This is a genomic window from Senegalimassilia faecalis (genome assembly GCF_004135645.1).
Lineage (GTDB): Bacteria > Actinomycetota > Coriobacteriia > Coriobacteriales > Eggerthellaceae > Senegalimassilia > Senegalimassilia faecalis.
Window position 1 is genome coordinate 63,816 of record NZ_SDPW01000001.1, and the last position, 12,301, is coordinate 76,116.

General features: G+C 61.5%; 10 protein-coding genes. 5 read left to right on the top strand and 5 right to left on the bottom strand.

Annotated elements, in window-relative coordinates:
• Positions 1 to 50: 50 nt before the first annotated feature.
• Complete coding sequence (locus ET524_RS00270) at positions 51 to 269, bottom strand: cation transporter (protein WP_129422834.1); 219 nt, start codon at positions 267 to 269, stop codon at positions 51 to 53.
• Between the two features lie 56 nt (positions 270 to 325).
• Positions 326 to 610, bottom strand: coding sequence for an ArsR/SmtB family transcription factor (locus tag ET524_RS00275; RefSeq protein WP_236648315.1), 285 nt, complete (start codon positions 608 to 610; stop codon positions 326 to 328).
• Between the two features lie 544 nt (positions 611 to 1,154).
• On the opposite strand from ET524_RS00275, the gene ET524_RS00280 reads away from it, so the two are divergent.
• The 3 genes from ET524_RS00280 to ET524_RS00290 all read left to right on the top strand — a co-directional run bounded on the left by ET524_RS00280 (position 1,155) and on the right by ET524_RS00290 (position 5,157).
• Positions 1,155 to 1,901, top strand: a complete 747-nt coding sequence (locus tag ET524_RS00280; RefSeq protein ID WP_129422836.1) for an ATP-binding protein — start codon at positions 1,155 to 1,157, stop codon at positions 1,899 to 1,901.
• Between the two features lie 286 nt (positions 1,902 to 2,187).
• A complete protein-coding gene (locus ET524_RS00285) occupies positions 2,188 to 2,520 on the top strand; it encodes a metal-sensing transcriptional repressor (protein WP_129422837.1) in 333 nt (110 codons plus the stop codon).
• An 18-nt stretch (positions 2,521 to 2,538) separates the two neighbouring features.
• The gene (locus tag ET524_RS00290; protein WP_129422838.1) at positions 2,539 to 5,157 is read left to right on the top strand and encodes a heavy metal translocating P-type ATPase; all 2,619 of its coding nucleotides are present in this window, start codon (positions 2,539 to 2,541) and stop codon (positions 5,155 to 5,157) included.
• Positions 5,158 to 5,267: 110 nt separating this feature from the next.
• Here ET524_RS00290 and ET524_RS00295 read toward each other — a convergent pair whose 3' ends face one another.
• Complete coding sequence (locus ET524_RS00295) at positions 5,268 to 6,395, bottom strand: aminotransferase class I/II-fold pyridoxal phosphate-dependent enzyme (protein ID WP_129422839.1); 1,128 nt, start codon at positions 6,393 to 6,395, stop codon at positions 5,268 to 5,270.
• Between the two features lie 148 nt (positions 6,396 to 6,543).
• Here ET524_RS00295 and dinB point away from each other — a divergent pair, with 148 nt between their 5' ends.
• On the top strand, positions 6,544 to 7,842 hold the full coding sequence (dinB, locus tag ET524_RS00300) for a DNA polymerase IV (protein WP_129422840.1): 1,299 nt from the start codon (positions 6,544 to 6,546) through the stop codon (positions 7,840 to 7,842).
• A gap of 23 nt (positions 7,843 to 7,865) precedes the next feature.
• On the opposite strand, the gene ET524_RS00305 is transcribed toward dinB, so the two are convergent.
• Positions 7,866 to 8,834, bottom strand: coding sequence for a helix-turn-helix transcriptional regulator (locus ET524_RS00305; protein WP_129422841.1), 969 nt, complete (start codon positions 8,832 to 8,834; stop codon positions 7,866 to 7,868).
• A gap of 293 nt (positions 8,835 to 9,127) precedes the next feature.
• On the opposite strand from ET524_RS00305, the gene ET524_RS00310 reads away from it, so the two are divergent.
• Positions 9,128 to 10,714 carry a YfcC family protein gene (locus ET524_RS00310; RefSeq protein ID WP_129422842.1) on the top strand — a complete coding sequence of 529 codons (1,587 nt, stop codon included), beginning with the start codon at positions 9,128 to 9,130 and terminating at the stop codon, positions 10,712 to 10,714.
• 360 nt (positions 10,715 to 11,074) lie between these two features.
• Here the strand turns inward: ET524_RS00310 and ET524_RS00315 are convergent, their stop codons facing one another.
• Positions 11,075 to 11,962 (bottom strand): DegV family protein, encoded by an 888-nt coding sequence (locus ET524_RS00315; RefSeq protein ID WP_129422843.1) that lies wholly within the window; start codon positions 11,960 to 11,962, stop codon positions 11,075 to 11,077.
• Between the last annotated feature and the right edge of the window lie 339 nt (positions 11,963 to 12,301).

A 12,301-nucleotide genomic window follows, 5' to 3' on the forward strand; every position in this document is an offset into this window, starting at 1 on the left:
GTGGTTTCACTTATGGAGCGGTTCCGTGGTAGCGGGCCGCTTCTTTTGTTCTAGCGGACGATGTCGCAGTCCGGCTCGTACTTGTGCGCGGCTTTCTGCGCTTCGTCGAGGATCTGCTCGAAGCGCGCGTCATCGGCGTCGATCATGAGCTTCTGCGTCATGAACGTCACCTTCGCATCGTTCACGCCGTCGATCTTCTTGATTTCCGCCTCGATTTTCGCGCCGCAGTTGGCGCAGTCCAGCTCGTCGAGTTTGAACGTCTTGCGCATGATGGTTCCTTTCTTTGCTTGCGGTTGTGCCGAATGGTTGCGGGCGATGTGCCCGGCTATTCGCAGATATGGGTCATGCCTTGGGCCAGCATGGTGTACACGTGGTCGTCGGACAGGGAGTAGATGATGGACTTGCCGTCGCGCTGGAATTTCACCAGGTGCGCCTGCTTGAGTTGGCGCAACTGGTGCGACACGGCCGACTGCGTGGCGCCGATGGCCTCGGCCAGCTCGCCGACGGGCATTTCGTGGTTCATGAGCGCGAACAGGATTTTGATGCGCGTGGTGTCGGCGAACACTTTGAACAGGTCGGCCAAGTCGTAGAGCAGCTCTTCGTCCGGCATGGTGTCGAACAGCTGCTGCGAAGCCTCGCGGTTGCAGCCGCAGGGGCACGCGTCTTCCGGTTGCGAAGGTTGCGCTGCAGGTGCTTGGTCGATGGTGGTGCTTTCGGTCATGTCTGCTCCTTGCTCTTCATAGCTAAACATATGAGCAACTGTTCATAAGTATAGAAACGGTATGCGTGCTGTCAAGGGGGTTGAGCATGTTCGTGGAACAAATTTGACTTTTGCGGTTTCGGCGCGTACGTATGTGGAAGAGGCGCGGGGCATGTGTCGGTATGGGGTGCGGCGCATGCGCATGCCTATTGCTTGGAATGCTCGGCCGGTGACAGGGCTGCGGCATTCGGGCTTTTGCGATACTTGGCGCCGTTTCGTAGCTTTCGACGTTCGTTTGGCTGGCGAATGTGGCGATTCTGAGCAGCTTCAATTTTGTGGGAATTGGAACATTTCGTGTGTCGCTCGTTTGATAGGGTTACGTCAATGATTGAACAGCGTTCGGCATGGCGTACGAGAGGTACCGGCCGAGCGCGCAAAGACAGCGGGGGTTACCATGATTCGACGTGTTATCCATATCGACGAAGCCGCGTGCAACGGATGCGGCATCTGCGTGAAGGCGTGCCACGAGGGTGCTATCGGCCTGGTGGACGGCAAGGCGCGCCTTATGCGCGACGATTACTGCGATGGCCTGGGCGATTGCCTGCCTGCGTGCCCCACGGGCGCCATCACGTTTGTGGAGCGCGAAGCAGCGGCTTACGATGAGGCCGCCGTGCTGGCGAACAAGGCGAAAGCTGCGGCGCCGGCTCCTGCGGCCGGCGGTTGCCCCGGTTCGCGCATGCAGGTGCTGCGTCCTGCTGGCCAGGCGTCAGGATGCCCCGGCACGCGAGCGCAATCGATTGAGCATGATGCGCCTGAGGCAACCGACGGTCCCGCGCGCCCGTCCGAAATCTCGTCGTGGCCGCTGGAAATCAAGCTGGTGCCCGTGCGCGCACCGTATTTCAACGGCGCCGACCTGCTTATCGCCGCCGATTGCACGGCGTTCGCGTACGGCGATTTCCATCGCGATTTCATGCGCGGGCGCACGTGCGTCATCGGCTGCCCGAAGCTTGACGGCGTCGACTACTCCGAGAAGCTGCAAGCCATCATCGAGTCGAACGACATTCGCTCCATCACCGTGTGCCGCATGGAGGTGCCGTGCTGCGGCGGCCTTGAGATGGCGGCGCGCAACGCGCTGGCGCGCAGCGGCAAGGGTATCCCGCTGTCGGTGACCACGTTCAGCGTGCGCGGCGACATCCTGTAGCGCTCGCATGTAAGCGAAGCGGCGCGTTTCGGGTATTGCGCTTTAGCGCGCCCACTTGCGACTTGCGCCCTTGGGCAACCCTGCTCTCGAAGGCTGGCGAACGGTGTTCGCCAGCCTTTTTAGCTTTTCGCGATTGCTCTCGAGCGATAAAGGAATTTCTTCCCCTGTAAACCTTCCCACAACCGTTACCCATAGATAACAAGTGCTTGACAGTACCCCATGGGGGTATATACTAACTACCGTTCAAATGATGCCCCGTGGGGGTATATCGAAAGTAGGTGAGCTCATGGGCGAATCGGCGAAAGCGGCATCGGCACCGCAGAAATCGTGCTGCTGCCATCACAAGGCAACGCCACGCAGCCAGCAGATGCAAGACGACCTGCAAAAGCGCCTGAACCGCGTAATCGGCCAGCTCAACGGCCTGAAATCCATGATCGACGACAACCGCTACTGCGGGGACGTGCTTATGCAGCTTTCCGCTGCCGAAAGCGCCGTGCACAGCATTTCGGCCATCTTGCTGCAAAACCATCTGGAAACGTGCGTCGTCGAGCAGATCGAGCAGGGCAACACCGAAATCATCGACGAGGCCATGCAGCTCATCAAGAAATTCGCTCGCTAGGGCAAAAGGAAGGGTGCGATGAAACGTACGTTTGACGTGACGGGCATGACGTGTGCCGCCTGCTCGTCGCGCGTGGAGAAGGCCACGGCCGGCGTTGCGGGCGTCGACGGTGTGGCCGTGAACTTGTTGAAAAACAGCATGGAAGTGGAATACGACGGCAGCGATGCCGTGGCGGCGGCCATTTCGGCAGCTGTGGAAAATGCCGGCTACGGCGCGTTCTTGCGGCCCGAGCCTGGCCAAGCTGGTGCGGCGGCGCACGCCGCGCGGCCCGTCAACGATGCGGCTGCCGAGGCAAAGCGCGTGAAGGTGCGCCTCATCGTCAGCTTCTGCTTCACCATCCCGCTGTTCTACCTGTCCATGGGGCACATGATGGGCTGGCCGCTGCCCGACATCTTCTTGGGCCATGAGAACATGCTCACGTTCGCGTTCACGCAGTTCTTATTGCTGCTGCCCGTCATCTTCGTGAACTTCAAGTTCTTCCGCGTGGGCTTCAAAACGCTGGCGCACGGGGCGCCGAACATGGACTCGCTCATCGCGCTGGGCTCGGCGGCGTCCACCATCTACGGCATCGCGGCCATCTACCGCATCGGCTGGGGCATGGGGCACGGCGATGTCGACTTCGCGCATGCGGCGGCCATGGACTTGTATTTCGAGTCGGCGGCCATGATCTTGACGCTCATCACGCTGGGCAAGTACTTCGAGGCGCGCGCGAAGGGCAAAACCACCGACGCCATCACGAAGCTGATGGATCTGACGCCGAAAGAGGCCACGCGCCGCGGGTCGGACGGTTCCGAGCAGCGCGTGCCCGTTGAACAGGTGCGCGTGGGCGACGTGCTGGTGGTGAAGGCGGGCGAAGGCGTGCCCGTCGACGGCGTGGTGCTTGAAGGCGAAGGCGTGGTGGACGAGTCGGTCATCACGGGCGAAAGCGTGCCGGTGGGCAAGCGCCCCGGTGATACGGTCACGGGTGCTACGGTGAACACCACCGGGTGGTTCGCCATGCGCGCCGACCGCGTGGGCGCCGACACCACGCTTGCCGGCATCATCCGCCTTGTCGACGAGGCCACGTCCACGAAGGCGCCCATCGAGAAGATCGCCGACAAGATCGCCGGCGTGTTCGTGCCGGTGGTCATCTGCATCGCCGTGGCTGCGTTCATCTTGTGGATGGCGTTGTCCGGCGACGTGTCCACGGCGCTGACGCATGCCATTTCCGTGCTGGTCATCAGCTGCCCGTGCGCGCTGGGCCTGGCCACGCCTACGGCCATCATGGTGGGCACGGGCCGCGGCGCCACCAGCGGCATCCTTATCAAGTCGGCCGAGGCGCTTGAGGTGGCGCACGACGTGAAAACGGTAGTGTTCGACAAGACGGGCACCCTGACCACGGGCAAGCCTGCGGTCACCGACGTGGTGTGTGCAGCTGGCGTCGATGCGTCTGCACTGGCCAGCCTTGCGCGCTCTGTCGAGCAGCGCAGCGAGCATCCGCTGGCGCAAGCGGTTGTGGCGTGGGCCGATGGTGCCGGTGCACAGCTTCAACCGGTCGACGCCTTCGAGCAGGTGCCGGGCGGCGGCGTGCGCGCCACTGTGGGCGGCGCGGCCGCGCTTGCGGGAAACGCCCAGCTCATGGGACAGCACGGCATCGATGTTTCCGCGTTCGAATCGCGTGCGCACCAGCTTGCCGATAAAGGGAAAACGCCGCTGTACTTCGCTTCTGCTGGCCGCGCGCTGGGCATGATCGCCGTTGCCGACACCGTGAAGTCCACGAGCGCCGCCGCTATCGCCGAGCTTTCGGCCATGGGCATCCGCACCGTCATGCTCACCGGCGACAACGAGCGCACAGCCCGCGCCATCGGGGCCAGCGTCGGCGTCGACGAGGTTATCGCCGGCGTGCTGCCCGAAGGCAAGGAGCGCGAGGTTCGACACCTGTCCGCGCAGGGCCGCGTTGCCATGGTGGGCGACGGCATCAACGACGCGCCGGCGCTCGCTCGCGCCGACGTGGGCATCGCCATCGGCGCCGGCACCGATATCGCCATCGACAGCGGCGACGTGGTGCTTATGCGCTCGGACGTGCTTGACGTGCCGGCCGCCATCCAGCTGTCGCGCTCCACGCTGCGCAACATCAAGCAGAACCTGTTCTGGGCGCTTATCTACAACACGGTGTGCATCCCCGTTGCGGCTGGCCTGTTCAGCTTCGCCGGCTTCACGCTGAACCCCATGATCGCTGCGGCGGCTATGAGCTGCTCAAGCGTGTGCGTGGTGTCGAACGCCCTGCGTCTGCGCGGCTGGAAGCCCGCGTTTACTACGCAGGCGGCGCAGCAAGTGCTGGCCAAGCGCAAGGAAGCGCAGCATAACGAAGCAGTTGCGGACGCAAGCGCGCCCGAGCTTGATACGGTTGGAACCGATGCGGGGGAACCCGCGGAGCAGGAGATCATCATGGAGAAGAAACTTACCGTCGAAGGTATGATGTGCCAGCACTGCGTTGCACACGTGAAGAAGGCGCTTGAGGGCGTCGAGGGCGTATCCGAGGCCGTGGTGGACCTCGACGCCGGCACGGCCGTCGCCAAGCTGACGGCCGACGTTGCCGACGACGTGCTGACCGCGGCCGTGGTGGACGCCGGTTACGAGGTCAAGGGCATCGAATAGCGTTTGCGCCACGAAGAGAAAAAAGCGCCCCTCGTCAGTAATTTTGCTGGCCAGGGGCGCTTTTGCGTGGCGGTGGCTGTTGTTGAAGCCCGCCTTGCTTGTGCCGCCAACTACCTCATGACAATCTCGCGTAGCACGGCTACGAATCGCTCGTTCTCGGGGCGGGTGCGTACAGACACGCAGAAGTGCGTGCCCGGTTCTACGCCTGGCGTGCGATCGAGCGTGCGCACCAGAAAACCGCGCGCTTGCAGCTGCCGCACCAGGTCGGGCGCATCGGCTGCTCCAAGGCGCATGGTGGCGCCAGGCCGGTACGCGCACATGACGAAGTTCGCCTCGGCGGGGAAGATGCTGATGCCGGGTACCAGGCTCAGCATGCACTGCATCCAGGGGATCTCGGTGTCTAGCAGCTCGCGCGTGACGTCAAGGTGATGCTCGCTGGCGGCCAGCTTCGCCAATTCGGCGGAAAGCGTTGCCGACGTGGGTTTCGCCACGGCAAGCGAAATAAGTTGCGCCACGGCCGGATGCGCAAGCGCGCAGGAAAGCGGCAGGCCCGGCAGCGAGAACGCGTCGGTAAGCGAGCGGATGATGATAAGGTTCGAATGCTCACGCAAAAGCCCCACCATCGACTCGCCGCCCAGCGTCAGGTCGATGCCGCGCTCGTCCACGATTACCCAATCGCAGGCGTCAAGGTAATCAAGCAGCGTTTGGCGCGCCAGCAGGCGGCTGGTGGGAAACGCCGGGTTCGCCAGCATGGCGGCGTTGAACGGCATGCCCAGCCGGTGGGCCATGGCCGGGTCGGGCACGATGAACCCGTCGGGACTGGGGATCTCCACGATGCGATGCCCCGCAGACCCCAGACACTGCTCGTACGTGGCGCGCGAGGGCACGGGCACGGCGACGTTGCGCGGCTCGAACGCGTTCGCCACCGCCGTCAGCACGTCGGTGGCCGAAGCGCCTACGGCAACGTTTTCCGTCGCCACGCCATACAGGCGCGCCAGCAAGCTGGGCGTTTGCACCCGCGCCGCACGCTCTTGCGTGGGCGTGACGTTCGAGTGCGAGATGCGGTGCATGGCGTTCGCGAACGATGCGGGCGTGCCCAGCGGGTTGAGCGTTTGCGAGAAGTCGAACCAGTCGATGGCCTTCGCGGCGTCTCCGCACGGAAGAACGGGCGGCGCGTCAAGCGCGGGGGCAACGGCTCCGTATCCGGTAGCGCGCAGGTTTCCCATGTGCTTTTCCAACGTGCCTCCTTTCTTCGGGCTGGGCGCAGCGGGCTCATTTTAGTCGAAGAACCATGCTATCACACGCATGCAAGCTTCGCGGAATTCGCCGCGCACCAAGGACCGGTTCGCGCTGCAGCGTTTTGCCGCGCATGCTAGACTTCTGCGTATGAACAACGAACGCGGCGAACATATCGACGGCACCCTGGCGGCGTGGGACGGTCCGGCAATTTTGCTGGTGGACCTTGACGCGTTCTTTGCTTCGGTCGAACAGCTTGACCACCCGGCTTGGCGCGGCAAGCCCGTCATCGTGGGCGGCGACGCTGAAAAGCACGGCGTGGTGTCGACGGCGTCTTACGAGGCGCGTAAGTTTGGTGTGCACTCCGCCATGCCCGCTTCGCAGGCGTGCAAGCTGTGCCCGCATGCCATCTGGGCCCCTGGGCGCTATGATCGGTACAAGGAAGTCAGCAACCAGGTTATGGCTATCTTGCGCGACGAGACCCCGCACGTGCAGCAGGTCAGCATCGACGAGGCGTTTCTGGACGTCACGCCCACGCGCGTGAATCGCGAGCACCCGGTTTTGGTTGCCCTGCGCATCCAGCAGCGCGTCGAGGCCCTTGGCGTCACGTGCTCGGTGGGCGTGGGCACGTCGAAGACGGTGGCGAAGATCGCCTCCGACATGGACAAGCCGCGCGGGCTGACGGTGGTGTACCCCGGAACCGAGCGGCAGTTTCTCGATCCGCTGCCCATCCGCGTGATGAGCGGCATCGGCAAAGCTACCGAGGAGAAGCTGCGCCATCGCGGCATCGAAACGCTTGGGCAGCTGGTGCTTGAAGGGCAGCCGCGCCTTGAGCGGCTGTTCGGCAAGAACGGCCGCACCATGTACGTGCGCGCCTGCGGCTTAGACGATGCGCCCGTTGAGCAGGGCGCCCCGGTGAAGTCGGTGTCGAACGAGGTGACGTTCGCGAACGATTTAACGCAGCGAGCGGACATCGAGGCCGCTATCAATTCGCAGGCGGCGAAGGTGGGACGGCGCCTGCGCGGCAAGGGGCTTGCGGGCATTACCATTGGGTTGCGGCTTCGCTATGCCGATCGCTCGAATCGCTCGGTGCAGCGCCGGCTGCAAAATCCCACCGATGACGAGCTTTCGTTCGCGCCTCTGCTGTGCAACATGCTTGACGAGCTGTGGGAACCCGGCATGGCCGTGCGCCTTGTCGGCGTGTCGGTTGGCGGCTTCGACGGCGTGGCGGGCGAGCAGGGAACGCTGTTTGACGTGGCGGATGTGGCGCCGAACAGCTCGGATGCGGCGCCGCGCGTGAAGGACAGCAAGAAACGACGCGGTCTGCTTACGGCCACCGACCTGGTAAAAGACCGCTTCGGCGAATCGGCCGTGCGCTTCGGTCACGAACTACGCAACGCCGGCAACACCACCGGCACCTCAGCCAAAAACCCCGCCGACTACAAGTAAAGCTGGTAAGGGGACGCGCTTCGCTACACGTAATTCCAATAGTCTTGGATAAGCTTCTGCCTGTTCGCCATTTGCGTTTTCTGCAGGATATGGTGCACGTGCACCTTCACCGTTCCGGGTGCCAGCGACAGCTCTGTTGCGATGTTCTGGTTGTCTTTGCCCAGCAGAATCAGACGCAGAATCTCGGTTTCGCGTGGCGAGAGGCGCCGGGAAGCGGCGTATTCCACCAGGTTCTGCTCGATGAACGCCTCCACGTGCTGTCCGCCTTTCTTCGGCGGGTCGATGTGGCGCATCGATAGGTACTTCAGCGAGTTGCGGAACGCGATGAACGCGCACGTGAGCGCCAGCAGGTTCTCCGCGAAATTTCGCTCGGGGAAAAACGGCAGGTCTGCATCCACGGTGCCGGGGTTCACAATCAGCAGGAACACCACGTTTTCCGCAACGGTGGCCAGCACCAAAAACCACAGGGCCACGTAGAAACGCTTGAACCGTTTGAGGCGCACGTGTTGTTGCTGATGATGCATGGTGACGTAGCGATAGGCGCTGTAGATGAGCATCCATGCCATGAACACCTCGCGCAGCGAATAGAAAACGAACATATGAAAATAGCTTTGCGGCATTAAAAGCGTCACGGTCAGGCTGGCGACGATGAACAGCACCGCCGGAGCAAAGCGCATGACCTTCGAATCTTGCTCTATGTATTCGCATACCACAAGCCAGAACGCGCTTAAAAAGGCGCATCCGAACACTATGGACGAAACGGGGTCGCCAATATAGAACCCTTCGTGCGCAGCTGCTGTTTGCGACGCCATTACGTAGTCGTCGCGGAACACCAGCATGCAGTCGATGTAGTACATGAAGAAGCCGACGAAGCTGTACAGCTGCACCTTGTTGCGCGACACCAGGTACGCCGCCAAGCAGCTTGCGGCCGTTAGGATGGCGCACACTTGCATGACGATGGAGTAATAGAACAAAATTAGGCTTGAATCCATAGCGCTTCGCTTCCCCTTTTCGCGACACGTTTGGGTTTTCGATTAGTATACGCTCATCATTTTGCAACTGCAAAACACCTGTTCAATTGCATATATACCCGGTTTATACCCCTATATATACCCGCTTTTCTTCTAGCTTTGAACCGCTAAACCTCGCCAAAATGCATCTCGCCCGAGCCAAGCGGGTAGTCATTTGTACGCCGTAGCCAAAGCGAGCTAAGCGCGAAGGCCGCCGGCGAAAAGGACCATTCCGGTCGCGCAAACCGGAAGCGCTCAAGGAAAGGGGAGTGCGTATGTCAACGGAGGCCGCTGCCGCCGAACCCATAGGCGTGCCCACCGATAAGAAGGACAAGAAGCAGAAGAAGAAAAAGAAGCTCAGTTTCCCGACTGCGTTTACGATCCTGTTCGCGCTGACCATCATCGCCGTCATTGCGACCTGGTTCGTACCGGCTGGCCAATACGCCAAGCTTCAATACGTAGCCGATTCGAACACGCTGTCCATCACCAGCCCGCAAGGCGACATCAGCGAGGTGCCCGCCACGCAAGACGAGCTTGATCAGCTGGGCGTGAAGATCGACATCGAGCAGTTCACGGGCGGCGCCATCACGAAGGCCATCTCCATCCCCGGCACGTACGAGCAGCTTGATGCTCAGCCGAAGGGCATCGCCGACATCACGCAGGCCATGGTGTCGGGCACCATCGACGGAGTGGACATCATGGTGTTCATCCTGGTGCTCGGCGGCTTAATCGGCGTGGTGAACGCCACGGGAGCCTTCGAATCGGGCCTTATGGCGCTGACGAAGAAGACGAAGGGCCGCGAGTTCCTGCTGGTGTTCCTGGTTTCCTTGCTCATGGTGCTCGGCGGCACGTCGTGCGGCCTTGAAGAAGAGGCCGTGGCGTTCTATCCCATCTTAGTGCCGGTGTTCTTAGCGCTCGGCTATGACTCCATCGTGTGCGTGGGCGCTATCTTCCTTGCCGGTTCCATGGGCACCACGTTCTCCACCATCAATCCGTTCTCGGTGGTTATCGCCTCGAATGCCGCAGGCATCAACTTCATGGAGGGCTTCGAATGGCGCGTGGCCGGCTGCATCGTCGGTGCCATCGTGGTGATCTCGTACCTGTACTGGTACTGCAAGAAGATCAAGGCGAACCCCGAGTTCTCTTACACCTATGAGGACCGCGAGCATTTCGCGAAGCTGTTCAGCGTCGAGCGCGGCGAGACGGCAGCGGCCCATGCGGAAGGCTTCAGCCTGCGCAAGAAGGTCATCCTCGTGCTGTTCATCGCTGCATTCGTACTGATGGTGTACGGCGTTATGAACCTGGGCTGGTGGTTCCCGCAGATGGCCGCCATGTTCCTGGCCATCTCCATCATCATCATGTTCATCTCGGGCACGGAAGAGAAGGTCGTCGTTAACGCGTTCATCGACGGCGCATCGTCCTTGGTGGGCGTGTCGCTGATCATCGGCCTGGCGCGCGGCATCAACCTGATTATGGAGCAAGGCCTCATTTCCGACACGCTGCTGTTCTGGTCCTCGAACGCGGTTCAGGGTATGGCAGGTCCGGCGTTCATCATTATCATGATGATTATCTTCTTCCTGCTCGGCTTCGTGGTTCCGTCGTCCTCCGGCCTGGCCGTGCTGGCCATGCCCATCATGGCGCCGCTGGCCGACACGGTTGGCATCGACCGCTTCTCCATCGTCTGCGCCTATCAGTGGGGTCAGTACGCCATGCTGTACCTAGCGCCGACGGGCCTGGTGCTGGCAACGTTGACCATGTTGGACATGAAGTACTCGAAGTGGTTGAAGTTCGTGTGGCCCATCGTGGTGTTCACGCTGGTGTTCGGCGGCATCCTCCTGTGCGCTCAGGTCATGATGGCCTAAGTGGGTTCCCGCAACACATACTCCTTACAAGAAGAGCTCCCACCTGGGAGCTCTTCTTGGTTGCTGGGGGTTATTCGGCCTTTAGTAAATATGTGACGCGCTTCGCGCTATTAATAAGGTGCCGACATCTCGCTCGACGCTACGAATCGTCCGCGAATCCAGTTGTACCTGCGGAGGAAACCCCTAAAGTGAAGCAGGATTCAAACGCACCTGCTATAAGGCGAAACGTAGCTCGGAGACATCCGGTGGCCCATAAAGCGAGTTCCGCACGAGCCAAAAGCCCCAGTGGGGCTTTTGTGCGAGCAGGACTGTCTGAGCGACTGGGCTACCGGACGTCTCCGAGCGGTGCGACTCGGATTCTTAGTTGCGGCTTGAAGCCAAGAAGAACAGCGCCATGGTCCCCGGTCCCGAATGCGCGCCGATGACCGGGTCGATGCAGTTCACCACGATGTCGCGCACGCCGAAGCGTTCGCGAATCTGCTGCTCAAGCCACTGCGCCTCTTCCAGGCAGTCGCCGTGCGTGATGAACACCATCTGATCGGCAAGCGGCTGCGTGCCCGTCTTCTCCATGTGGTTCAAAAGCGCCGTCAGCGATTTCTTGCGACCGCGCACCTTCTCCATGGGAATAAGGTGCCCTTCGTCGTCCACGTGCAGCACAGGCTTGATGTTCAGCAGCGTGCCGGCCCACGCGCTGGTCTTCGACACGCGCCCGCCGCGCCACAAGAACATGAGGTCGTCCACCGTGAACCAGTGCGCCAGGCGCAGCTTGTTGCCTTCGACCCAGTCGCGCACCGCATCGATACCCTCGCCGGCTTCCGCATGTTGGCACGCATGCCACACCAGCAGGCCCTGGCCGCCCGACGCCGCCAGCGTATCCACGGTGTAGATCTTGCGGTCGGGGTACTCGCCGCGCAGCTGTTTGGCCAAAAGCTCCGTGGCCCCGTACGTTCCGGAAAGCCCGCTGGAAAAGCCCAGGTACAAAATGTCGCGACCGGCAGCAAGCAAGCTGCGAAATAGCGTCTCGGTGTTACTTAAGTTTGGCAGCGACGTGCGGAACACCTTGCCGTCGCGCATCATCTTGTAGAACTGGGAAAGGTCGGTCTTCTCGCCCTTGAGATAGCTTTGATACACGGTATCTTCGCCATCGGCCATAAACGTCAGCGGCAGCACGTGCAGGCCGTAGCGGTCGATCGTCTCTTCAGCGAGGTTGCAACATGAATCGGTGACCAGCTCAAAGCTCATCGTCATGGAAAGTCCTTTCCCGATGTGAACAAGCGCGTACATATATGCATCAAGTATAACCCGGGAAGCGTGATCGTTTCGCCGGAGAATAATAATAATCGGCGGCTTCTGAACGATGAACTTCTGCGAGCCTAACCGCCAGGAAGCTTTCTACCTTTCGGCCGCACGCTCCTCTCCTCAAGGAGGCGAAGCAAACGCGCCTGTGCGCTAGAACACGACCACGCTGGCCCTTCGACAGCGCCCCTGTGCGCTCATTGCGAAAACTGCCGGCTGGTTTTCCCCGGCCGCGCCGGTTTCCTTTATACTAATCAAGTTTGTAAGTTGGGGCGGCATGCCCGCTTGAAC